The following is a 21,542-nucleotide window of genomic DNA, read 5'->3' as shown; positions in this document are numbered from 1 at the left end:
GGGGCTAATCGCTGATTATAACGAAATCCGCGCTCATTCAGCGCGCAGGATGCGCGCATGGGCGCTCAGCGGCAGTTTTTGCGGAAGCTCAGCAAGATATTCATCGCTAGCGTCGGCCGCTCAGCCAGCCGCTGGGGCAGAAAGTCCGGGCCGTAGACGTCGACGAAGCCCGGCTGGCTGCGGATGGCCGCGTCATCCAGCCGGGTGAAGCCCATGCGCCAGTTGGCGAAGCTACGCCGCTCAATGTCCTCGAGCAGGATTTCTATCAGATTATGGTGGCGCGGGTCGTCCAGGATGCGCTGGTAGGTTTCGGCGACGGCTTCGGCTTCGCCTTCCAGCACCTGGATGAAGTTGCCGGGGCCATACAGCAGCACGCCGCTGATGTCGTTCTGCAGATTGTGGCGCACGCAGGATTCAAGCAGCGTTTCCAGTTCCGCGTTGTTCAGCTCGCGGCGGGCGGTGCTGACGTAGATCAGATGCTGCAGTGCCATGGCGGATATCCTCGGCTGAAGGGGCGGGCGCTATCGATCGCAGCAGCATAGCAAAATCTGGGCGCCCGGTGCCGGGATGGCCGCGCCGGCCATCCCCATGGCCAGGGGGTTACAGCGCCAGCGCCAGCGCGGCGGTGGCCAGCATCGCGAAGGCGCAGGCCACCTTGGCCACCGCGCCGACGATGAAGCCGATGAAGGTGCCGACGCCGACCTTGCCGGCCTGGAACGCGTCCTTGCGGGCGATGAATTCGCCGACGATGGCGCCGATGAGCGGGCCGAGAATGACGCCGGCGATGCCGAAGAACATGCCGACCAGGCTGCCGATGAAGGCGCCCCACAACGCCTGGCGGCTGGCGCCGGTGGCCTTGGCGCCGAGCAGGCCGGCGACGAAATCTATCAGCAGGCCCAGCGCGGCCAGCACCGCGAGCACGGTGAGGCTGACGGCGCCGAGGTGGTTGAAGCCGTCCAGCCAGGAGGCCAGCAGCAAGCCGCCGAACATCAGCGGCAGGCCGGGAATGGCGGGCAGGATGGTGCCGGCGAGGCCGGCCAGCACCATCAGCGCGGCCGCGATATAGCCAAGTATTTCCATGCGTTTATTCCGCCTCGGGGTTGCCGGTGTAGGAGGCCAGCAGCTCGCGCTGCGCGCAGTGCGGCTTGCCGCGGCTGGAGCGGCGCTTGTAGCCGCCGTCGGGCAGCATCTCCCAGCTGTTGACGTTGTCTTCCAGATACAGGCGCAGCGCCTCCTTGATGATGCGGCGCTTCAGCTTGCTGTCCAGGATCGGCGCGCAGGTTTCGATGCGGCGGAAGAAGTTGCGGCTCATCCAGTCGGCGCTGGACATCAGCAGGTCTTCCTTGTGGTCGTTGTAGAAATAGAAGATGCGCGGATGTTCGAGGAAGCGGCCGACGATGGAGCGGACCGAGATGTTGTCCGACAGGCCCGGTACGCCGGGGCGCAGCGCGCACACGCCGCGCACGATCAGCTGCACCTTCACGCCGGCCTGGCTCGCGCGGTACAGTGCGTGGATCACTTGCGGCTCCAGCAGCGAGTTCATTTTGGCGATGATCTGCGCCGGTTTGCCGGCCTGCGCGTGCTCGGTCTCGCGCTGTATCGCCTCCATGATCATGCTGTGCAGCGTGAACGGGCTTTGGTACAGCCGTTTCAGGCTGCCGGCGCGGCCCAGGCCGGTCAGCTGGATGAAGATGTCGTTGACGTCGCTGGCGATTTCCTCGTTGCAGGTCAACAGGCCGAAGTCGGTGTACAGCCGCGCGGTGCGCGGGTGGTAGTTGCCGGTGCCCAGGTGCACGTAACGGTGCAGGCCGGGGCCTTCGCGCCGCACCACCATCAGCATCTTGGCGTGCACCTTGTAGCCGATCACGCCGTACACCACGTGGGCGCCGGCGTCTTCCAGCCGGCTGGCCCAGCCGATGTTGGCTTCCTCGTCGAAGCGAGCCATCAGCTCCACTACCACCGTCACTTGCTTGCCGGCGCGGGCGGCGGCGATCAGCGACTCCATCAGCACCGAGTCGGTGCCGGTGCGGTACACCGTCATCTTGATCGCCACCACGTGCGGATCGGTCGCCGCTTGGGTCAGGAAGTCGATCACCGGCTGGAAGCTCTGGTACGGATGGTGCAGCAGCACGTCGCCCTTGCGGATGACTTCGAACAGCGAGGATTTGGACTTCTTCTGCAGATTGGCCGGCAGCGTCGGCGTGAACGGCGCGAACTTGAGATCGGCGCGGTCCACCAGGTCGGGCACCTGCATCAGCCGCACCAGGTTCACCGGACCGTTGACGCGGTAGACGTCGCGCGGCTGCAGATTGAACTGGGTCAGCAGGAAGGATTCCATGTGCTGCGGGCAGGTGTCGGCGATCTCCAGCCGCACCGCGTCGCCGAACTGGCGCTGGCGCAACTCGCCCTGCAGCGCGGTGCGCAGGTTCTTGAAGTCGTCGTCGTCGACCGACAGCTCGCTGTCGCGGGTGACGCGGAACTGGTAGCAGCCCTTGACCGTCATGCCGGGGAACAGCTCATGCACGTGCGAGTGCAGTATCGACGATAGGAATACGAAGCAGTGCGGGCGGCCTTCGCAGGCGTCGGCCGGCAGCTTGATCACCCGCGGCAGAATGCGCGGCGCCTGCACGATGGCGGTGCCGGAGGCGCGGCCGAAGGCGTCGCGGCCTTCCAGCTCCACCGCGAAGTTCAGCGATTTGTTCAGCACCTTGGGGAAGGGGTGGGACGGATCGAGTCCGATCGGCGTCAGGATGGGCATCAGCTCGCGGAAGAAATAATTCCGCACCCATTCCTGCTGCTGTTCCGTCCACTCGCTGCGGCGCAGGAAGACGATGCCCTGTTCGCGCAGCGCCGGGAACAGCACTTCGCTCATCACCGCGTATTGATCGCGCACCAGCTGGTGGCTGGCGCGGGCCACCTTGACCAGCGCCTGCTCCGGCGTGGCGCCGTCGGCCAGGATGCGGTCCGGCGTGGCGTGGGCCGCGTCTTGCAGCCAGGCGACGCGGACCTCGAAGAATTCGTCGAGATTGGAGGAGACGATGCAGAGGAACTTCAGGCGTTCCAGCAGCGGCAGATCCGGGTCCTCCGCCTGGGCCAGCACCCGGCGGTTGAATTCTATCAGTCCCAGTTCACGGTTCAGCAGCAGGTCTTGCGGTTGTGACATACGGTAGCGAGCCAAAATGACGGTGATCGGAAACAATAAAGCCCTCGCTTGGAGGGCTTGTTCACGGCTTTAGTTCTGCGGCGGCGTATAGCCCGCCGGCGCGTCGGCGCCCTGGCCGAAGAAGTAGGCGTCCAGCTGGCTGGCCAGATACTGGCGAGCGCGGGCGTCGGCCAGGCTGAGACGGTTCTCGTTGATCAGCATGGTCTGGTAGCGCAGCCAGCCTTGCCAGGCTTCCTTGGACACGCTTTCGTAAACGCGCTTGCCCAGTTCGCCCGGCAGCGGGGGAAAGTCGAGGCCCTCGGCTTCGCGGCCCAGCTTGATGCAGTTAACGGTTCGGCTCATCGCTTGAAATCCTTGCTTGAAATCGGATTGAAACAACAGGCTATTGTGTCACAGAGCCCGCGCCGTTCCAACCGTGGCGGCATCATCGCCGTTAATTGTTACAGCTTCTTTACGAATACCTTGGAACGGCGCTGGTAATTGTAAAACTGTTGGCGGGCCAGCGGCAGCGAGCTCTTGTCGGCCTCGGCGAAGCCGCGCTCGACGAACCAGTGCGAGGTCTGGGTGGTCAGCACGAACAACGACTGCAGGCCGCGGGTGCGCGCCTGGTATTCGACGTGCTTGAGCAGCATTTCGCCGAAGCCGCCGTCGCGCTTCTCCTGCGACACGGCGAGGCAGGCCAGCTCGGCGGTTTCCGCCTCCGGGAACGGGTGCATCGCTACGCAGCCGTAGATCTTGCCGTCGTGTTCCAGCACCGAGTATTCGCCGATCTCCACTTCCAGCCGCTCGCGGCTGCGCCGCACCAGAATGCCTTGCTCCTCCAGCGGGCGGATCAGGCCCAGGATGTCGCCGACGTCCTCGATGCTGGCGTTGCGCACCCGCACCAGCGGATCGCGGGCGATCATGGTGCCGTTGCCGCCGCGGGTGAAGTGCTCCAGCAGCAGCGCGCCGTCCTGATGGCGGCTGACCAAGTGGGCGCGCGGGATGCCGTCGCGGGTGGCGCGGATGCAGTAGGGCAGGTAGGTGGCCACGTCGTCGGGAAGGCTGCCCGATTGCAGCATCTCTTCGGCCTGGTGGGAGGTCAGCGAGCTGACCAGCTGGCCGTCGTGTTCTACGACGCCGCGGCCCTCGACCACGTAGATCAGTTTCTCCGCCTTCAGCGCGATGGCGGCATGGGCGGCCAGCTCTTCCATGGTCAGGTTGAAGCTTTCGCCGGTCAGCGAATAGCCAACCGGGGTCAGCAGCACCAGCTCGCCGGCGTCCAGCCGCTGGCGGATGGCGGCGGCGTCCACCCGGCGCACCTGGCCGGTGTACTGCATGTCCACGCCGTCCAGCACCCCCAGCGGCTGCGCGGTGACGAAATTGCCGCCGGCCACATGCAGGTGGGAGCCGTGCATCGGCGAGTGCGGCATGCCCATGGACAGCCGCGCCTCCACATCGTGGCGGGTGGCGCCGGCGGCTTGCTTGACGATGTCCATGGTGGCGGCGTCGGTGACGCGTCGGCCCTGGTGGAACTGGGGGGCGATGCCCTGGCGCTGCAGCAGGGTTTCGATCTGCGGCCGGATGCCGTGCACCAGCGCGATGCGCACGCCCAGGCTGACCAGCAGGTTGATGTCCTGCGCCATGCTGGAAAAGTCGCCGTCGAGCAGGCTTTCGCCGCCCATGGCCAGCACGAAGGTCTTGCCGCGGTAGGCGTTGATGTAGGGCGCGGCTTCGCGGAAGGTATGGACGAACTCGCGGGTCAGCATGCGGCGGGCTCCGGCCGGTGGAAGGGATGGATAACCATCAAGAATATCAGGATTGCCGCGGCATTGTGTTTCGGAAAGTACGCGCGGCGGCATGAAAAATGCCGCCCGGCGGAACCGGGCGGCACGATGTCGGGAACCGGAGGCTCAGTTCTCGTTTTTCTGCAGGATCTGCTGCACCTTGAGCACATTCAGCGCCTGAGACAGCTGGTAGTCGTTCTTCGGATTCGGCATCCGTTGCCCGCCCTGCGCATCCGGCGCGGCCGGCTCCTTGTCCTTGCTTTCCGGCGCGGGGGCCGGCGGCGGCACCGGCTTGGCGGCAGGCTTGGCCGTCTTGGCCGGCTTGTCGTCGCCGTTGGGATTGGCCAGGTGGTTTTCCAGGTCCGCCTCGCGCACGCGCAGCGCCTGATCGGCGGCGGTGAGCGTCGCGTCCTCGGCCACCACGTCCGGCGTGATGCCCTTGGCCTGGATGGAACGGCCGCTAGGCGTGAAGTAGCGGGCGGTGGTCAGCTTGATGCCGCCCTGGCTGCCCAGCGGCAGGATGGACTGCACCGAGCCCTTGCCGAAAGTCTGCGTGCCCACCAGCACCGCGCGCTTGTGGTCCTGCAGCGCGCCGGCGACGATTTCCGACGCCGAGGCGGAGCCGCCGTTGACCAGCACGGCCAGCGGCACGCTGCGCACCGCCACCGGCAGCTTGGCCAGCGGGTCGCTGCCGTTCTGGCGGGCGTAGTTCTGCAGCGTGGCGGTCAGGCGCATCTTGGCGTCCGGCGTGCGGCCCTCGGTGTAGACCACCAGCTTGTCCTTGGGCAGGAAGGCGGCGGCGACGCCGACGGCGCCGTTCAGCAGGCCGCCCGGGTCGTCGCGCAGGTCCAGCACCAGGCCCTTCAGCGGCTGCTTGTTCTCCTGGTACAGCTTCTGCAGGCCGGCGGCCAGGTCTTCCGCGGTATGTTCCTGGAACTGGGCGATGCGCACGTAGCCGTAGCCCGATTCCAGCATCTTGTACTTGACGCTCTTGGTCTTGATCACCGCGCGCGCGAGCGTGAAGACCAGTGGCTTGGCTTCGTTCTTGCGGGCGATGGTCAGGGTGACCTTGCTGCCCGGCTTGCCGCGCATCTTCTTCACCGCGTCGTTCAGCGACAGGCCGCGCACCGGGGTGTCGTCGATCTTGATGATCAGGTCGCCGCTCTTGATGCCGGCCTTCTGCGCCGGCGTGTCCTCGATCGGCGACACCACCTTGACCAGGCCGTCCTCGGCGCCGATCTCGATGCCCAGGCCGCCGAATTCGCCCTGCGTGCCTTCGCGCAGTTCCTTGAATTCCTCGGCGTCCATGTAGTCGGAATGCGGATCCAGGCCGGTCAGCATGCCCTTGATGGCTTCGTCGATCAGTTTCTTGTCCGTCACCGGCTCGACGTAGCTTTGCTTGATCACGCTGAACACCTCGGCGAAGGTGCGCAGTTCGTTCAGCGGCAGCGGCGAGGCTTCCTTGTCGGCCAGGGCCTGCATGCTGAGGGTCAGTACGCCACCGGCCATGGCGCCTGCCACCAACCATGCGATTTTCTTCATTTTTTGGCTGCTCATGCTTTGCTGATTCTCCGTGTCCGGCACCTTAGCGTGTCCAGGCTTGCGGGTTGAGGGTGCGGCCCAGGTGCCGGATTTCAAAGTACAATCCGGATTCCCCGTTGTCCAGCGATCCAGTGTTGCCGAGTGTTTCCCCGGCCTTGACGCTGCCGCCGGACGATTTGGCGATGGCGGACAGATTGGTGTACACCGTCATGTAATTGCCGCCATGGTCTATGATCACCGCCTTGCCGAATCCGCGCAACTCGTCGGCATAGACGACGGTGCCGTCGGCCACGCTGCGCACCGGCTGGCCGGCTGCGGCGCGGATGAACACGCCCTTCCAGGTGGTGCCTTCCTTGCGCGGCTTGCCGTAGGCGCCGCCGATCTGGCCGGCCACCGGCATCTTCATCTTGCCCTGCAGGCTGGCGAAGGCGCGGCCGGAGGCGCTGTCGTCGGCGACGTCGTCCACTTTCTGGACCGGCTCTTCCTTGACGATCACCGGCTTCTTCGCCTCTTCCGGCACCGGCTTGCCCTGTTTCTTGGCTTGCTCGGCCAGTTTGCGGCGGCGCTCGTTTTCCTTGCGCGCGGCTTCGCGAGCCGCGGCCAGCTTGGCTTTGCGCGCCTCGGCGGCCTTGCGCGCGGCTTCCGCCTTGCGGCGCTGGATTTCGCGGTTGATCTGGGCGATCACGTTGGCCAGGTGCTTCTCATCCTCCTGCAGCTGGGTCAGCTTGCTCTGGCCCTGCTTGATCTCGCCGGCCACTTTGTTCAGTTGCTGCACCTGCTGGGTCTTGTCCTTTTCCAGATCGCTCTTTTCCTGCGACTTGCGGTCGGACAGATTGTTCAGCCGCGCCAGCTCCTGTTCCAGCTGCGCGGACAGCGTCTCCAGTTGCTGCCGCTGGGCGACCAGTTGCTGGACCAGCTGTTGTTCGGCGCGGGCGATGTGCTGGTAGTAGGCGAGGTCGCGGGCGCTCTGATTGGGGTCGTCGGCGTTCAGCATCAGCTTCATCGCGTCGTGCCGGCCATTCTTGTACTGTCGCACCAGCATCTGGCCGACGCGCTGGCGGGTGTTCGCCAGCTTGGCCTGGGTCTGCTCGATCTTGCCGCGCAGCTCGGCCAATTGCTGTTCCGAGCGGCTCTGGCGCTGCTCCAGCGTGGCCAGCGCCTGCTTGGTCTGGGTGATCGCCTGCTCAGACTCCTGGATCGCGGACTGCGCCTCTTTCTGGACCGTCTGTTTCTGCGCCAGATCCTTTCTCAGGCTGTCGATTTCCTTGCGCACGTTTTTCAGGTCCTGCTGATGCGGCGCGGTGGACAGGCTGGTGGAGGAGGCGTTGGTGTTGGCCGCCTGGGCGGCGCCGGCCAGCAAGGCCAGCAGCAGGTAAGGTTTCATGCCCTTGGTATTCTTTCGCTTGAGGCAATAGCGGCGGCCATGCCGGAACATGGCCGCCGCTCCGTGAGGCGATTATTGGAAGTCGATCAGCGATTGACCGGTCATCTCCGCCGGTTGTTCCAGTCCCATCATTTTCAGCAGCGACGGCGAGATGTCGCGCAGCGAGCCGCCGGCGCGGATCTTGGCCGGGCGGCCGATATACAGGAAGGGCACCTGGTTGGTGGTGTGCTGGGTGTGCGGCTGGTGGTGCTGGCCGTCGTACATCTGCTCGCAGTTGCCGTGGTCGGCGGTGATCAGCACCTCGCCGCCGGCGGCCAGCATCGCGTCCACGCAGCGCTCGATGCAGCCGTCCAACGCCTCCACCGCCTTGACCGCGGCGTCGAACACGCCGCTGTGGCCGACCATGTCGCCGTTGGCGTAGTTGCAGAAAATGGCCTGGTACTGGCCGGACTGGATCGCCGCGACGATCTTGTCGGTGACTTCGCCGGCGCTCATTTCCGGCTGCAGGTCATAGGTGGCCACCTTGGGTGACGGCACCAGGATGCGATCCTCGCCCGGGTAGACCTGTTCCTCGCCGCCGTTGAAGAAGTAGGTGACGTGCGGGTATTTCTCGGTTTCGGCGATCCGCAGCTGCTTCAGGCCCTGCGACGACAGGTATTCGCCCATGCCGTTGTGGATCTTCTGGGGCGCGTAGGCGGTGGGCAGCGCGGAATAAGCTTCGCCGTAGCTGGTGAGGGTGGCGTAGCAGCCGAACTTGGGCTGGCGGGCCTTGAAGCCGTCGAAGGCTGGGTCGGTCAGCGCGGTGGTCAGCTGGCGGGCGCGGTCGGCGCGGAAGTTCATGAAGATCAGCGCGTCGCCGTCCTGCATCTTCACCGGCGCGCCGATGCCGGTGGCTTTGACGAATTCGTCGTTTTCGTCGCGGGCATAGGCGGCGGCCAGCGCCTCCAGGCCGGTTTCGGCGTGGAACAGGCCTTCGCCATCCACCAGCAGCCGGTAAGCGGGCTCGACGCGCTCCCAGCGCTTGTCGCGGTCCATCGCCCAGTAGCGGCCGGTCACGGAAACCAGGCGCGCGTTCGGGCACTCGGCCAACACCGCGTCCAGGCGCTTCAGATAGGTTTCGGCGCTGCGCGGCGGCGTGTCGCGGCCGTCGAGGAAGGCGTGGACGTAAATCTTGGGCACGCCGGCGGCCTGGGCGGCGCGGATCAGCGCGTGGATGTGGTTTTCGTGGCTGTGAACGCCGCCATCGGACAGCAGGCCCAGGATATGCAGGGCCGAGCCTTGAGCTTTGCTCATGGCTTGCTGCAGCGTGTCATTGTCGGCGAAGCGGCCGTCCTCGATGTCGCAGTCGATGCGGCTGATGTCCTGCTGGACGATGCGGCCCGCGCCGATGTTCAGATGGCCTACCTCGGAGTTGCCGAACTGGCCGGAAGGCAGGCCGACGAAGTTTTCCGAGGCGTTGATCGTTCCGTACGCGTACTGTTCGCGCAGGCGGTTCCATACCGGCATTCTGGCGTGCAGGATGGCATTGTCATCGCCTTCCGTGCGGTGGCCGAAACCGTCGAGGATCAATAACAACACTGGCTTGATGGATTTCATGGCATTCGCATTCAGAATATTAGAAAACCTTGATAGTATCTGGTTTTGTGGATACTATTGTACCGCAGTCAAATCAAAAAAATGTCAGGCTACATTAGGAGAAAAGCTTTGCTGTTCAACGACGACCAGATCGAACAGACATCGCGGGCGATGAAGGCCATGTCGCATCCGCTGCGTCTGAAGATCATATCGGTGCTGGAAGACAGGGAGGTGAGCGTGCAAGACATCGTCGAGCAGGTTGGCACTTCCCAGAGCAATATTTCCCAGCACTTGGCCATTATGCGGGACAAGGGCGTTTTGCGCACGCGCAAGGACGCCAACCGGGTCTACTACCGGGTGGGCGACATCCGCACGCTGGACGTGCTCAGGATGATGCGCGAAGTGTTCTGTGGTTTCGGGGAGTAAGCGCTTCCCGGGATCCATGTAGAAAAAGCCGCTCGATGCGGCTTTTTCTACATGGATCCTGCTCATCGGCGATCCGGCTTTTTGCGGACGTACAGCGTCTTGTGCACCACGGCCACCAGCTCGTCGTCGGCGTCGCGGATCTCCACCGTCATCTCCGGCAGATGCTTTTCGCCGTCGACGGTGCGCTCGCGGATGTCGGCCAGTTGTTGGTCGGTGAGGTCGAACAGCGCGCGCACCGTGCCGCGGCCGGGTTTCAGATAGTCGATGCTGCCGGTCTTGTCCCACACGTAGTAGTCGCCGCCCAGCTGGCGCAGCAGCATCAGCATGTAGAACGGGTCTGTCATCGCATATAGGCTGCCGCCGAAATGGGTGCCGACGTAGTTACGGTTGCCCAGGCCCAGTTTGAGCCTGACCTCGGCCTGGCGGAAGTCGGATGACAGTTTGTGCACGCGGATGCCGGCGCCGAGAAAGGGCGGCCACAGATTGAACAGCAGCTTGATCAGCCAGATGGGCAGGTTCATTTTTATTCAAACGGTCGTTTGGATATTTCCATCGTCGGCAAAGCTTTGACCGGTGTCAATGCCGGCGCGGAAAAATCCGTCCATGCGCTTGTCGATTTATCCACAGCAATCGCGGAATAACCTTGTGGATAAGTTGCGCGGCAAGCCGATGGCAACGGCTTTTGACAGTGCTTGCCCAAAAAAGTGGCAGGCGGCGTGAAATTTATTCCCGCGAGGTTGCCTGAACCCGGCTGTAGGGAATAAAGTCTGGCGTTTGTATCGATGACGGAGAATGCTTCGTGTGGGCTATCGTTGAAGCGGCCGGCTGGCCGATCTGGACCATCATCGCCGCGTCGGTGGTGTCGCTGGCCATCATTCTGGAACGCCTGTACACGCTGCGGCGCGGCGCGGTGGTGCCGCAGGGGCTGCTGGCGCAGACCTTGCAGGAATACCGGCGCATAGGCGACAAGGACGAGCTGCTGCAGCGATTGCAGGGCCATTCGCCGCTGGGCCGCCTGTTCGCCGCCGGCCTGCGCAATGTGCACGGCAGCCGCGAAGTGATGAAGGAAGCGATCGAGGACGAGGGCCGCCAGGTCGCCCATCTGTTGGAGCGCCTGCTGACCACGCTGGGCACCATCGCCGCGATGGCGCCGCTGCTGGGCCTGCTGGGCACGGTGATCGGCATGATCGAGATCTTCGGCTCGCAGAACGCCAGCGGCGCCAATCCGCAGCAGCTGGCGCACGGCATTTCCGTCGCGCTGTACAACACCGCCTTCGGCCTGATCGTCGCGATCCCCAGCATGATGTTCTACCGCTATTTCCGCTCCAAGGTGGATGGCCTGCTGGTGGAAATGGAGGCGCAGGCGGTCAAGCTGGTGGAAGTGGCGCACGGCGAGCGCAAGAACGGGAGCTGAGCATGGATTTTCGTCGCGGCAGAGCCCGGGAAGAGCCGGAGATCAATTTCATCCCGCTGATCGACGTGTTGTTGGTGATCCTGATCTTCCTGATGGTCACCACCACGTACTCGCATTTTTCCGAACTGAAGATCAACCTGCCGACCGCGCAGGGCGAGCAGCAGCAGAGCAAGACCGTCGAGATCAAGGTGGCGGTGGCCGCCGACGGCGCGATGGCGGTGAATGACGCCAAGCTGCCCGGCGGCGACAAGGCCGCGCTGCTGGCCAGCCTGAAGGCCGCCGCGGCCGGCAAGCGCGATGTGGTGGTGGTGGTCAACGCCGACGCCAGGTCCACCCATCAGTCGGTGATCGCCGTGATGGAGGCGGCCCGCGAGGCCGGCTTGTCGCAACTGACTTTTGCCACCCAGAACCTGAAGTGAAGCCTGAGGCGGCATGCGTTTGATAGAACAACACTGGTACCGGCCGCGAGGCTGGCTGACAGCCCTTCTGGCTCCGCTGGAAGGGCTTTTTGCGCTGCTGGCCGCTTTGCGCCGGCAAGCGTTCCGCCGCGGCTGGAAAACGAGCGAAAAGCTCGCGGTTCCGGTGGTGGTGATCGGCAACATCAATGTCGGCGGCGTCGGCAAGACGCCGTTGACGCTGGCGCTGCTGCGCGATTTCGCCGCGAGAGGGGTCAAGGCCGGGGTGATCAGCCGCGGCTACGGCGGGGAGGCGGCGACGCCGACCGAGGTGAAGCCGGACAGCGATCCGGCTTTGGTCGGCGACGAGCCGTTGCTGCTGGCCGCCGCCGGCGCGCCGGTGGTGGTGGGGCGCGACCGCGTCGCCGCCGGCCGCCGCCTGCTGGCGCTGCATCCGGACGTCGAGCTGATCCTCAGCGACGACGGCCTCCAGCATTACCGGCTGGCGCGCGATCTGGAGATCGCGGTGCTGGACGGCAGGCGCGGCCTGGGCAACGGCAGGCTGCTGCCCAACGGCCCGCTGCGCGAGCCGCCGTCGCGGCTGGAGACGGTGGACGCCGCCGTGGTCAACGGCGAGGGCGGGATGTTGGCCTTGCCGGCGGCGCTGCCGCGCTTCGCCATGACGCTGCGCCCCGGCGCCTGCCATGCGCTCGATGACGCGTCGCGCACGCGGGACGCGGCCGGTTTTTCCGGCTTGAAGGTGGCGGCGCTGGCCGGCATCGGCCACCCCGAGCGCTTTTTCGACACGCTGGCGGCGCAGGGCATCGTCGTCGATCGGCGGCTGGCTTTTCCCGACCATCACGCGTTCGCGCCCGGCGACATTCCCGCCGACGCCGACGCGGTGATCGTCACCAGCAAGGACGCGGTCAAGCTCGCGCGCGCGCTTCATGACGCGGCGCAGCGTGCTAGACTATGGGTTTTGCCGGTTCAGGCCTCGCTGGCGCCTGATCTGTGCGAATGGATACTAGCCCGCTTGAAGACGAAACATGGACGCTAAATTTCTGGAAATCCTGGTGTGCCCGCTGTGCAAGGGTCCGCTGGTGTTCGACAAGAGCAAGGAAGAGCTGATCTGCAAGGGCGACCGCCTGGCGTTCCCGATCAAGGACGGCATTCCGATGATGCTGGAGAGCGAGGCGCGCGAGCTGCCGCCGGAAGAAGAAGTCAAATGAACGGTTTCGTCGTGGTGATTCCGGCGCGGATGGCGTCCAGCCGCCTGCCGGGCAAACCGCTGGCCGACATCGCAGGCAAGCCGATGGTGGTGCGCGTGGCCGAGCAGGCGGCGAAGAGCCGCGCTTCCCGCGTCGTCGTCGCCACCGACCACGCCGACATCCTGGCCGCCTGCGCCGCCCACGGTGTCGAGGCGGCGCTGACGCGCGAAGACCACGCCAGCGGCACCGACCGCCTGGCCGAGGTGGCCGCCAAGCTGGCGCTGCCGGCCGACGCGCTGGTGATCAATGTGCAGGGCGACGAGCCGCTGATCCAGCCTGAGCTGATCGACCGGCTGGCCGAGTTGCTGGCCGCCGGCGACGCGCCGGTGGCGACGCTGGCGCACGCGCTGCACGACGCGGCCGACCATTTCAATCCCAATGTGGTGAAGGTGGCGCTCGACAAGAACGGCCGCGCGCTCTATTTCAGCCGCGCGCCTATTCCTTACGCCCGCGACGCCTACGCCGCAGACCATTCGGCGCTGCCGGCCGGACTGCCGGTCTACCGCCATATCGGCATGTACGGTTACCGCGCGGGCTTCCTGGCCGCCTACGCCGGCCTGGAGCCGGGACCGCTGGAGCAGTACGAGGCGCTGGAACAATTGCGCGTGCTCTGGCATGGTTACAGCATCGCGGTGGCATTGGCGGACGAGGCGCCGGCCGCCGGGGTGGACACGCCGGAAGACCTGGAACGGGTGCGACGGCTGTTCGCTTGAGGGGGCTGTAGGCGCTCCATAAAGAATTCATAAATCAAACAGACTGGAGTCACATAAATGCGATTGATCCTGTTGGGCGCTCCGGGCGCCGGCAAAGGCACCCAGGCCAACTACATCCGCGAGAAGTTCGGCATCCCGCAAATCTCCACCGGCGACATGCTGCGCGCCGCGGTCAAGGCCGGCACCCCGCTGGGCCTGGAAGCCAAGGCCATCATGGATGCCGGCGGCCTGGTCCGCGACGACATCATCATCGGCCTGGTCAAGGAGCGCATCGCCCAGGACGACTGTGGCAACGGCTTCCTGTTCGACGGCTTCCCGCGCACCATTCCGCAGGCCGAGGCGATGATCGCCGCCGGCGTGGACATCGACTACGTGGTTGAGATCGACGTGCCGGACGCCGCCATCGTCGAGCGCATGGCCGGCCGCCGCGTGCACCTGGCCTCGGGCCGCACCTACCATGTCGCCTTCAACCCGCCGAAAGCGGCCGGCAAGGACGATGTGACCGGCGAAGAGCTGGTTCAGCGCGACGACGACAAGGAAGAAACCGTCAAGAAGCGCCTGTCCGTCTACCACGAACAGACTGCCGTGCTGGTGGGCTTCTACGGCAAGCTGGCTGAGAGCGGCAGCGCCAAGGCGCCGAAGTACGTGAAGATCGACGGCACCCGCGCGGTGGAAACCGTGCGCGACGAGGTGCTGAAGGCGCTGGGCGCCTGATTCCGGCGGTGGTCGGGAAACAAGCGGGCCTCGGCCCGCTTTTTGTTTGAGCAAACCGCTGGTCTTGGACCGTCGGACGGGGGACAATGGAACCTTGAGGAGCGAATGAGGCTCCAAACTGCAGCAAGCGCCGGCCGGATGCCGGCCTCGAGGAAAAACAATATGTATCGCGGCGAACGCTTCAACGGCTATTCGCATCTTGCCGGCACCTTGCTGGCGATAGCCGGTCTGGTGGTGCTGGTGGTCGAGGCGGCCATGCAGCGCGATCCTTGGAAAATCGTCAGTTTCAGCCTGTACGGCGGCACGCTGGTGACGCTGTACCTGATCTCGACGCTGTACCACAGCTTCAGGGGACGGGCCAAGGCCATCCTGCAGAAGTGCGACCATTCGGCGATCTATCTGCTGATCGCCGGCAGCTACACGCCGTTCGCGCTGGTGACGCTGCGCGGCGCCTGGGGCTGGACCCTGTTCGGCGTCAGCTGGGGGCTGGCGCTGTTCGGCATCATCCAGGAGCTGACGCTGGGACGGCGCACCCGCATCCTGTCCATGATCCTGTACGTGGCGATGGGTTGGCTGGTGCTGATCGCGATCAAGCCGCTGATCGAGGCGCTGGAGCCTGGCGGCCTGTTCTGGCTGGCGTTGGGGGGCCTGCTGTACAGCGCGGGCATCTACTGGTTCCTGAACGACGAGAAGATACGCCACGGCCACGGCATCTGGCATTTGTTCGTGCTGGGCGGCAGCATCTGCCAGTATCTGTGCGTGTTGAACTACGTGGCCTGAGCTTATCGGGCGGAAACGAAAAAACGGCAGCGTTTCGCTGCCGTTTTTCTTTTGCGGGCGCCGAGGCTCAGTCGCCGAACTGAACCGGCAGCCTGTCTTCGTCCACCAGCCGGCTCAAAGCGGCGACCACGTGCGGGTCGAACTGGGTGCCGGCGCGGCCATTGATGTACTTCATCGTGTCCTCCATGCTCCACGGCTCCTTGTAGGGACGCTTGTTGAGCAGCGCGTCGAACACGTCCACCACCGCGACGATGCGGGCGGACAGCGGGATGTCCTGGCCTTTGAGCTTGCTGGGATAGCCGTTGCCGTCGAAGTGTTCGTGGTGGCCGCCGGCGATTTCCGAGCCCAGCGACAGATAGCTGGCGCCCTCCACCAATTGGGCGGACTTGGCCAGGATCTGCGCGCCTATGGTCGCGTGCTGCTCCATGATGGCGCGCTCGTCAGGGTCCAGCTTGCCGGGTTTCAACAGGATATTGTCGGGCGTCGCCACCTTGCCGATGTCGTGCAGGATGCTGGCCATGCCCACCATGTCCATGAACTCCCGGGTCATCAGCTCGGGGTAATGGTTGTCGCCGGCCATTTCCTCGGCGATGGCGTCGGTCAGCTTCTGCACCCGCAGCACGTGGTCGCCGGTGTCGGTGTCGCGGAATTCCGCCAGGTCGGCCAGCGCCACCACGGTGGCCTCTTGCGCGCTGCGCAGCTGGTTGTACAGATAGAGGTTGTCGTAGGCGGCCGAGATGCGCTGGCAGAACACGTCCAGCAAGTCGCGCTCCACGGCGTCCAGCGGCCATTGCGGCATGAAGTGGACGGCGAATTCGCGGCGGTTGCGCGAGGAGATGTACAGCACGTCGTAGGGATGCTGGTAAATGCTGCGCTTTTCCTTGAATACCTGCTGGAACACCGCTTCCAGGTGCGGCTCGTTGGACAGGTCGCCGGATTCCGCCAGGTATTCGTAGGCGCCGGACACCGCCAGGATTTCCAGTTCAGGCCGGCCGACCAGGTTGTCGTTGCGCACGCACAGAATGCCGTCGGTGCCGATGTCCAGCAGCGCGCTGATCTGGCGCAGCACGCCGGACGCGAACTCCCGCAGCGAGTGCAGCTGGTACAGATCGGACGCGCTCTCCAGGATCTTGGCCAGGCCCTGGCGGTTCTTTTCCAGCGACACCAGGTTTTCGTAGGCGCGCAGCGAGGCGATGGTGGTGGTGAACAGCTTTTGCGTGGTGAGCTCGGTCTTGGTCTTGTAGTCGTTGATGTCGTAATTGAGGATGACCTCTTGCTCGGGGGCCTGTCCGGGCTGGCCGGTGCGCAGCACGATGCGCACCACGCCGTTGGTGAGCTCCTCGCGGATGCGGTGCACCAGCCTCAGGCCCGCGTCCTCGCTTTCCATCACCACATCCAGCATGATCAGCGCGATGTCCTGATGCTGCTGCAGCATCTGGAAGGCCTCGGCGCCGCTGTAGGCGCTCAGCAGATCCAGCGGGCGCTCCTTGTAGCTGATGCCGCGCAGCGCGATGCGGGTGGCGGTGTGCACGTCCTTTTCGTCATCGACGATCAGCACTTTCCAGGGCTTGCGCACTTCGGACGGACGGGGCGTTTCCTCGCCGTCGTTGTCGTCCAGCAGCCAGTTGTCGTCGTCTGGAAGGGATGCTTGTTGGCTCATGCCACATTCTCCTTATGCTGGACGGTGGGGGCGATGCAAGGCATGTCCAGCGTGAATCGGGTGCCCTGTCCAACCTCGCTGTGAACCTCGATGTTGCCGCCCAGTCGCTGCCGCACGATGTTGTAGACGATGTTGAGGCCGAGGCCGCTGCCGCCGGTGCCCCGGCGGGTGGTGAAGAAGGGTTCGAATACCCGGCTCAGGTTTTCCTGCGTGATGCCCTTGCCGCTGTCGCTGATGGTCATCGATACATGCTGGGCGGCGTTGCGATGGGCCTCGATGACGATGGCGCCGGTGATCTCGCCGCCTTCGTAGCCGTGTATCAGCGCGTTGACCACCAGATTGGTCAGCACCTGGGCCAGCGCGCCGGGGTAACTGTCCAGCAGGATGTCCTCCTCGCACTGGATGTCTATCGAGACCTTGGTGTGCTTGAAGCGGGGTTTCAGGCTGGTGATCACCTCGTTCAGGTAATCGTGCAGGTGGAAGCTGCGCCTGGCCTCGCTGGTCTGGTCCACCGCCACCTGCTTGAAGCTGTGGATCAGGTTGGCGGCGCGCTCGGAGTTGGCCAGGATCAGCTCGCAGCATTCTTGCGCCGTCTCCAGATAGCTCTGGAAGTCGCTCTTCTTGATGTTGCCGCTGTCCAGCTTGCCGGTGATGTGCGAGGTGGCGGTTCCGAGGTGCGAGGCAGCGGTCAGCGTGATGCCGACCGGGGTGTTGATTTCGTGGGCGACGCCGGCCACCAGGCTGCCGAGCGACGCCATCTTTTCCGCCTCCACCAGCGTCTCCTGCGTCGCCATCAGCTGGCTGTAGGCCTGCTGCGCCTTCTCTTTTTCCTCGCGGGCGATCGCCTCGGCCGCGGTCCGCTTCACCAGGTCGGCGGCGGTGCGGGCGACGATGCGGTTGAAGCCGTTGACGATGCCGCCGATCTCGTCGTCGGCCAGATGGGTGATCTGGGCGCCGCTGGCGTCCGGCGCGCGGATCGCGGTGTTCAGCGCCTGCTGCAGCTTGGCCAGCGGCTGGAAGATGAAGCGCTGCAGATTGAACGACATGATGAAGAAGATCAGTCCGTCCAGCAGGACGATCTGGGCGACGATGGTGATCAGGTGCTGGTCTTCGCGCGCGCGCAGTGCGTCGTGCGACAGGTAGACGGTGGCGGTGCCCAGGTGCTCCTTGCCCTGGTAGATGATGGGAATGCTGAGGGTGTCGTCGACCTTGGGCTGCTCGTTTGGCAGCATGTCGCGCAGATTGCCGTTGGCGTCGCGGGTGCGGCCCAGATTGAGGCCGCTTTCGCCCTTGACGTTGATGGCGATCACCGAGGGCCAGCTCAGCTCGCTGTCCAGTGCCAGGCGGACGTTTTCGTCGTCTAGCTGCCAGATGCCGTGCGGCAGGGACAGGGAAAGCCGCGACTGCACGGCGGCGCGCTGGGTCTGGAAGTCATTCTGGTCGATATTGTAGTCATGGATGTAGAAATACAGTCCAGTCGTCCCCAGAATGGTGGTGATCCATGCCATCAGCCATAACATTAACCTTGTCTTGATACTTTTCATGGTGCCTGTTTACCCGTGCCCTCAGAATGAATCGTAGGCAGAGGGCGAAGGAATTGCCATGCCGGATCGAGAACGGCTCTTGGTCCGCGCGCGGTCGCGGCTCAGGACGGAGGCGCGGCCAGCGGTTGCGTTTGCGAGCGGCGCAGCGGCAGCTTCTGCGCGAGCAGGCCGCCCAGGATCAGCGCCAGGCCCAGAAGCGTCGACGGCAGGATGGCCTCGCCGACGATCAGGTGGATCAGCAGCAGCGACGCCATCGGCGCCAGGAAAATCAGGTTGGCGATGCTGGCGGTGCTGCGCGTCAGCTTCATCGCCGACAGCCACAGCACGAAGGTGAAGCCCATTTCCAGCGCGCCGACATAGGCGGCGCCGGCCAGCCCTTGCCAGGCCGGGAGCGCCAGTTGGCCGTGCCAGGCGCACCAGGCCAGGCTCAGCGGCAGGCTGCAGGCGAAATTCAGCGTCAGGCCCAGCACCGGCTCGCGAGCGTCGCGGGTGTTGAAGATCCAGTAGCCGGCCCACAGCAGCGTCGAAACGAGCGCCAGCAACACGCCCAGCTGGTTGGAGAAGTGCAGCTCCAGCAAGCGCCCCCGGGTGCCGATCACCAGCACGCCCAGATAGCAGATCAGCGCGGCGGCGGCGTCCTGGGCGCGCAGCCTCTGCTTCAGCAGCGGCACGGCCAGCAGGGCCATCGTCAGCGCCCAGGTGTAGTTGATCGCCTGCGCTTCCTGCGCCGGCAGCAGCGAATAAGCTTCGAACAACACCAAGTAGTAGACGAAGGGATTGACCGCGCCGAACAGCAGCGAACTTTTCCAGTGGCGGCGGAAGGCGGAGGCCAGCTCGGGCAAGCGGCGCTGCCAGGCCAGGATGGACAGCAGAGACAGCAGGGAGGCGGCGCTGGCGTACAGCACCAGTTGCATCGGACTGAGGTGTTGCAGGCTGAGCTTGAAGGCGCTGGCGACGGTGGACCAGGCCAATACGGCGCCGAGGCCGAAGGCGTAGGCTTTTTTCTGATTATGGGCGGACGACAAGACGGCTCTCCGATGTGGGACTTGCCGCTTGATCTTAACCACAAACCGCTGTCATCGGCAAAACGCTTCAGCCTCCGGCCAGCAGGCGGTTGAGCGCGCGGCTGAGGCGAGGGATGGTCGCGGAGGCGGAGAGGCCGATCGGGCCGCCGTTTTCGGCGCGGTAGCCGTCGCCGGCCAGCCCGTGCAGCCGGACCGCCAGCGAGGCGGCGTCGAAAGCGTCCAGGCCCTGGGCCAGCAACGCGGCGATAAGGCCGGTCAACACATCGCCCTGTCCGGCGACGGCCAGTTCCGGTCCGCCGCTGTCATTGACGCGGTAGTAGCCATCGGGCCGCGCGATCAGACTGCCGGCGCCTTTCAGCACGACGACGCTGTTGAGGCCTGCGGCCAGCCGGCGGGCATGGGCCACGCGATCGGCCTGGATCTCTTGAGCGCCCAGCCGCAGCAGCCGGGCGGCTTCGGCGGGGTGGGGCGTCAGCACGGTAGGCGCCTTGCGCTCGGCGACGAGGGCGGCCAGATCGCGGCGGACCGCCAGCAGATTGAGCGCGTCGGCGTCCAGCACCAGGGGAACGGCGCGGGCGATGGCTTGCTCTAGCAGCCGCTCTGCCAGTTCCTGTCTCCCCAGGCCGGGGCCGACGGCCAGCACGTCGGCGACGGGCAGGTCCGCGGCCTCGTCCGCCGGGCGCACCATCAGTTCCGGCGCGGCCGGATCGACCGGCAGCCTGTCGTCCAGCGGGCACAGATAGACCTTGCCGGCGCCGCCGGCCAGCGCGGCGCGGCCGGCGAGCAGCGCCGCGCCCAGCATGCCAGGCGCGCCGCCGATGACGGATACGGAGCCATAGCTGCCCTTGTGGCTGTCCCGGTTGCGGGCGAGCGCCGCGGCCGGCGGGCGGTTGAGCTCGCCTTCGGCTTGCGGATACAGGCTGGCGGGGCAGTCCAGCATGGCCAGCTCCACCTGGCCGGCGAGGTCGGCGCCGGGGCCGCCGAACAGCCCCGGCTTGTGGCAGAGGAAGGTCAGGGTGTGGTCGGCGCGGATGGCCGCGCCTTGAGGCTGCCCGGTATAGGCGTCCAAGCCGCTGGGGCAGTCCAGCGCCAACTTGGCGCAATCGAAGCGATTCAGCCGATTTATCAGGTCTTGCCAGGTGGGGTCCAGCGGACGGGACAGGCCGATGCCGAACAGGCCGTCTATCAGCAGCGCCGGAGGCGGCGCGCGGTCGGGCAATTCGGCCAGGATGGCGAGGCCGGCTTTTTCCGCCTGCCTGCGCGCGGCGCGGCATTCGTCGCTGGCCGGCGCGACGGGTTGCAGGACCGTCAGCGGATGGCCGCGCTTGCGCAGCGCCAGCGCCGCGTGCAACGCGTCGCCGCCGTTGTTGCCGGGGCCGGCGCAAACCAGCAGCGGCGAGGCGGGCGGGCAATGGCGGGTGACCCAGTCCGCGGCGGCCTGCGCGGCATGGCGCATCAGATTCAGCCCATGGTCGGCGGCGGCCTGTTCCAGCCGGCGCAGCGCTTCCAGGCTCAGGATCGGGCCGCCGTCTATGCTCATTCTCCCCAGCGCGGCGTCAGCGTTTGTTCGACGCCCAGTTGATCGAGGATGCGGGAGACGACGAAGTCCACCATGTCGTCCACGCTCTTGGGATGGGTGTAGAAGCCGGGGGCGGGGGGCAGGATCACCACCCCCAGGCGCGCCAGGTCCAGCATGTTTTCCAGGTGGATGGCGGACAGCGGCGTTTCGCGCGGCACCAGCACCAGCTTGCGCTGCTCCTTGATGCAGACGTCGGCCGCGCGTTCGATCAGATTGTCGCTCATGCCGTGGCGAATTGCCGCCAGCGTGCCCATCGAGCACGGGCAGACCACCATCGCGTCCGGCGGATTGGAGCCGGACGCCGCCGGCGCGAACCATTCCTCGCGGCCGTACACTTCCAGTTGGCCGTCGCCGGCGGGATAGCGCGCTTGCAGCCAGGCCTTCATTTCGGCCGGACGCGAGGGCAGGGTCAGTTGCATTTCCTGCTTGGCCACCACCTGGGCGGCTTGGGAATACAACACCCACACCCGCGCGCCGGCGGCGAGCAGGGCCTCGATCAGGCGCAGGCCGTAAGGCAGGCCCGAGGCGCCGGTGAGGGCGACGGTGACGGTCTTGCGGGTCATCGGCTTCTTTCTCCAGCCGGGCTGGACGGGC

At 65.5% G+C, this 21,542-nt stretch carries 22 protein-coding genes; 8 read left to right on the top strand and 14 right to left on the bottom strand.

Going from position 1 to position 21,542, the window contains the following annotated elements; translation table 11 throughout:
• Positions 1-65 precede the first annotated feature (65 nt).
• The 8 genes from ACX17K_RS12880 to gpmI form a co-directional block, all read right to left on the bottom strand.
• A complete protein-coding gene (locus tag ACX17K_RS12880) occupies positions 66-491 on the bottom strand; it encodes a BLUF domain-containing protein (protein WP_493775103.1) in 426 nt (141 codons plus the stop codon).
• A gap of 109 nt (positions 492-600) precedes the next feature.
• Positions 601-1,080, bottom strand: coding sequence for a DUF456 domain-containing protein (locus ACX17K_RS12875; protein WP_493775102.1), 480 nt, complete (start codon positions 1,078-1,080; stop codon positions 601-603).
• A gap of 4 nt (positions 1,081-1,084) precedes the next feature.
• Entirely contained in the window at positions 1,085-3,163 is a 2,079-nt protein-coding gene (gene ppk1, locus ACX17K_RS12870; protein ID WP_231152098.1) for a polyphosphate kinase 1, read from the bottom strand.
• A gap of 69 nt (positions 3,164-3,232) precedes the next feature.
• Complete coding sequence (locus ACX17K_RS12865; RefSeq protein WP_021475089.1) at positions 3,233-3,505, bottom strand: oxidative damage protection protein; 273 nt, start codon at positions 3,503-3,505, stop codon at positions 3,233-3,235.
• 98 nt (positions 3,506-3,603) lie between these two features.
• Positions 3,604-4,911, bottom strand: a complete 1,308-nt coding sequence (gene argA / locus ACX17K_RS12860) for an amino-acid N-acetyltransferase (RefSeq protein WP_493775101.1) — start codon at positions 4,909-4,911, stop codon at positions 3,604-3,606.
• A gap of 144 nt (positions 4,912-5,055) precedes the next feature.
• Positions 5,056-6,471, bottom strand: a complete 1,416-nt coding sequence (locus ACX17K_RS12855) for a S41 family peptidase (protein ID WP_231163398.1) — start codon at positions 6,469-6,471, stop codon at positions 5,056-5,058.
• Between the two features lie 43 nt (positions 6,472-6,514).
• Positions 6,515-7,855, bottom strand: coding sequence for a murein hydrolase activator EnvC family protein (locus tag ACX17K_RS12850; protein WP_493775100.1), 1,341 nt, complete (start codon positions 7,853-7,855; stop codon positions 6,515-6,517).
• Positions 7,856-7,927: 72 nt separating this feature from the next.
• Positions 7,928-9,451: a 2,3-bisphosphoglycerate-independent phosphoglycerate mutase gene (gpmI, locus tag ACX17K_RS12845; RefSeq protein WP_493775099.1), complete on the bottom strand. Its 1,524-nt coding sequence runs from the start codon at positions 9,449-9,451 to the stop codon at positions 7,928-7,930.
• Between the two features lie 108 nt (positions 9,452-9,559).
• Here gpmI and ACX17K_RS12840 point away from each other — a divergent pair, with 108 nt between their 5' ends.
• A complete protein-coding gene (locus ACX17K_RS12840; RefSeq protein WP_021475094.1) occupies positions 9,560-9,856 on the top strand; it encodes an ArsR/SmtB family transcription factor in 297 nt (98 codons plus the stop codon).
• A gap of 62 nt (positions 9,857-9,918) precedes the next feature.
• Here ACX17K_RS12840 and ACX17K_RS12835 read toward each other — a convergent pair whose 3' ends face one another.
• The gene (locus ACX17K_RS12835) at positions 9,919-10,377 is read right to left on the bottom strand and encodes a DUF4442 domain-containing protein (RefSeq protein WP_493775098.1); all 459 of its coding nucleotides are present in this window, start codon (positions 10,375-10,377) and stop codon (positions 9,919-9,921) included.
• Between the two features lie 278 nt (positions 10,378-10,655).
• On the opposite strand from ACX17K_RS12835, the gene ACX17K_RS12830 reads away from it, so the two are divergent.
• The 7 genes from ACX17K_RS12830 (at position 10,656) to trhA (ending at position 15,140) form a co-directional block, all read left to right on the top strand.
• Positions 10,656-11,270, top strand: a complete 615-nt coding sequence (locus tag ACX17K_RS12830; protein ID WP_231152077.1) for a MotA/TolQ/ExbB proton channel family protein — start codon at positions 10,656-10,658, stop codon at positions 11,268-11,270.
• Positions 11,271-11,272: 2 nt separating this feature from the next.
• Positions 11,273-11,689 (top strand): ExbD/TolR family protein, encoded by a 417-nt coding sequence (locus ACX17K_RS12825; RefSeq protein WP_021475097.1) that lies wholly within the window; start codon positions 11,273-11,275, stop codon positions 11,687-11,689.
• A gap of 13 nt (positions 11,690-11,702) precedes the next feature.
• Complete coding sequence (lpxK, locus tag ACX17K_RS12820) at positions 11,703-12,722, top strand: tetraacyldisaccharide 4'-kinase (protein ID WP_493775097.1); 1,020 nt, start codon at positions 11,703-11,705, stop codon at positions 12,720-12,722.
• Positions 12,712-12,894 (top strand): Trm112 family protein, encoded by a 183-nt coding sequence (locus tag ACX17K_RS12815; RefSeq protein ID WP_046155690.1) that lies wholly within the window; start codon positions 12,712-12,714, stop codon positions 12,892-12,894. Before lpxK ends, ACX17K_RS12815 begins: the two co-directional genes overlap by 11 nt.
• Positions 12,891-13,646 carry a 3-deoxy-manno-octulosonate cytidylyltransferase gene (kdsB, locus tag ACX17K_RS12810; RefSeq protein ID WP_493775096.1) on the top strand — a complete coding sequence of 252 codons (756 nt, stop codon included), beginning with the start codon at positions 12,891-12,893 and terminating at the stop codon, positions 13,644-13,646. The genes ACX17K_RS12815 and kdsB overlap by 4 nt, the downstream gene beginning before the upstream one ends.
• Before the next feature lie 57 nt (positions 13,647-13,703).
• Positions 13,704-14,360, top strand: a complete 657-nt coding sequence (gene adk, locus ACX17K_RS12805; protein WP_046155692.1) for an adenylate kinase — start codon at positions 13,704-13,706, stop codon at positions 14,358-14,360.
• 162 nt (positions 14,361-14,522) lie between these two features.
• A complete protein-coding gene (gene trhA, locus ACX17K_RS12800) occupies positions 14,523-15,140 on the top strand; it encodes a PAQR family membrane homeostasis protein TrhA (protein WP_021475102.1) in 618 nt (205 codons plus the stop codon).
• A 67-nt stretch (positions 15,141-15,207) separates the two neighbouring features.
• Here the strand turns inward: trhA and ACX17K_RS12795 are convergent, their stop codons facing one another.
• The 5 genes from ACX17K_RS12795 to ACX17K_RS12775 form a co-directional block, all read right to left on the bottom strand.
• Positions 15,208-16,800: a DUF3369 domain-containing protein gene (locus ACX17K_RS12795; protein ID WP_493775095.1), complete on the bottom strand. Its 1,593-nt coding sequence runs from the start codon at positions 16,798-16,800 to the stop codon at positions 15,208-15,210.
• A complete protein-coding gene (locus tag ACX17K_RS12790; RefSeq protein ID WP_493775094.1) occupies positions 16,797-18,308 on the bottom strand; it encodes a sensor histidine kinase in 1,512 nt (503 codons plus the stop codon). Before ACX17K_RS12790 ends, ACX17K_RS12795 begins: the two co-directional genes overlap by 4 nt.
• Before the next feature lie 137 nt (positions 18,309-18,445).
• Positions 18,446-19,369 (bottom strand): DMT family transporter, encoded by a 924-nt coding sequence (locus ACX17K_RS12785; RefSeq protein ID WP_493775093.1) that lies wholly within the window; start codon positions 19,367-19,369, stop codon positions 18,446-18,448.
• A 67-nt stretch (positions 19,370-19,436) separates the two neighbouring features.
• A complete protein-coding gene (locus tag ACX17K_RS12780) occupies positions 19,437-20,909 on the bottom strand; it encodes an NAD(P)H-hydrate dehydratase (RefSeq protein WP_493775092.1) in 1,473 nt (490 codons plus the stop codon).
• On the bottom strand, positions 20,906-21,511 hold the full coding sequence (locus ACX17K_RS12775) for a flavin prenyltransferase UbiX (RefSeq protein WP_021476577.1): 606 nt from the start codon (positions 21,509-21,511) through the stop codon (positions 20,906-20,908). The genes ACX17K_RS12780 and ACX17K_RS12775 overlap by 4 nt, the downstream gene beginning before the upstream one ends.
• Between the last annotated feature and the right edge of the window lie 31 nt (positions 21,512-21,542).

The sequence above is a fragment of the Chromobacterium sp. INPA-IVC genome, from assembly GCF_059047085.1.
This window is presented reverse-complemented; position numbering and strand designations above follow the sequence as displayed.

What these genes read in the sequence shown, in the direction of transcription:
- ACX17K_RS12880 (WP_493775103.1), bottom strand. Translation starts at nt 491, where the DNA reads ATGGCACTGCAGCATCTGATCTACGTCAGCACCGCCCGCCGCGAGCTG.
- ACX17K_RS12875 (WP_493775102.1), bottom strand. Translation starts at nt 1,080, where the DNA reads ATGGAAATACTTGGCTATATCGCGGCCGCGCTGATGGTGCTGGCCGGC.
- ppk1 (WP_231152098.1), bottom strand. Translation starts at nt 3,163, where the DNA reads ATGTCACAACCGCAAGACCTGCTGCTGAACCGTGAACTGGGACTGATA.
- ACX17K_RS12865 (WP_021475089.1), bottom strand. Translation starts at nt 3,505, where the DNA reads ATGAGCCGAACCGTTAACTGCATCAAGCTGGGCCGCGAAGCCGAGGGC.
- argA (WP_493775101.1), bottom strand. Translation starts at nt 4,911, where the DNA reads ATGCTGACCCGCGAGTTCGTCCATACCTTCCGCGAAGCCGCGCCCTAC.
- ACX17K_RS12855 (WP_231163398.1), bottom strand. Translation starts at nt 6,471, where the DNA reads ATGAAGAAAATCGCATGGTTGGTGGCAGGCGCCATGGCCGGTGGCGTA.
- ACX17K_RS12850 (WP_493775100.1), bottom strand. Translation starts at nt 7,855, where the DNA reads ATGAAACCTTACCTGCTGCTGGCCTTGCTGGCCGGCGCCGCCCAGGCG.
- gpmI (WP_493775099.1), bottom strand. Translation starts at nt 9,451, where the DNA reads ATGAAATCCATCAAGCCAGTGTTGTTATTGATCCTCGACGGTTTCGGC.
- ACX17K_RS12835 (WP_493775098.1), bottom strand. Translation starts at nt 10,377, where the DNA reads ATGAACCTGCCCATCTGGCTGATCAAGCTGCTGTTCAATCTGTGGCCG.
- ACX17K_RS12825 (WP_021475097.1), top strand. Translation starts at nt 11,273, where the DNA reads ATGGATTTTCGTCGCGGCAGAGCCCGGGAAGAGCCGGAGATCAATTTC.
- lpxK (WP_493775097.1), top strand. Translation starts at nt 11,703, where the DNA reads ATGCGTTTGATAGAACAACACTGGTACCGGCCGCGAGGCTGGCTGACA.
- ACX17K_RS12815 (WP_046155690.1), top strand. Translation starts at nt 12,712, where the DNA reads ATGGACGCTAAATTTCTGGAAATCCTGGTGTGCCCGCTGTGCAAGGGT.
- kdsB (WP_493775096.1), top strand. Translation starts at nt 12,891, where the DNA reads ATGAACGGTTTCGTCGTGGTGATTCCGGCGCGGATGGCGTCCAGCCGC.
- adk (WP_046155692.1), top strand. Translation starts at nt 13,704, where the DNA reads ATGCGATTGATCCTGTTGGGCGCTCCGGGCGCCGGCAAAGGCACCCAG.
- trhA (WP_021475102.1), top strand. Translation starts at nt 14,523, where the DNA reads ATGTATCGCGGCGAACGCTTCAACGGCTATTCGCATCTTGCCGGCACC.
- ACX17K_RS12795 (WP_493775095.1), bottom strand. Translation starts at nt 16,800, where the DNA reads ATGAGCCAACAAGCATCCCTTCCAGACGACGACAACTGGCTGCTGGAC.
- ACX17K_RS12790 (WP_493775094.1), bottom strand. Translation starts at nt 18,308, where the DNA reads ATGGCATGGATCACCACCATTCTGGGGACGACTGGACTGTATTTCTAC.
- ACX17K_RS12780 (WP_493775092.1), bottom strand. Translation starts at nt 20,909, where the DNA reads ATGAGCATAGACGGCGGCCCGATCCTGAGCCTGGAAGCGCTGCGCCGG.
- ACX17K_RS12775 (WP_021476577.1), bottom strand. Translation starts at nt 21,511, where the DNA reads ATGACCCGCAAGACCGTCACCGTCGCCCTCACCGGCGCCTCGGGCCTG.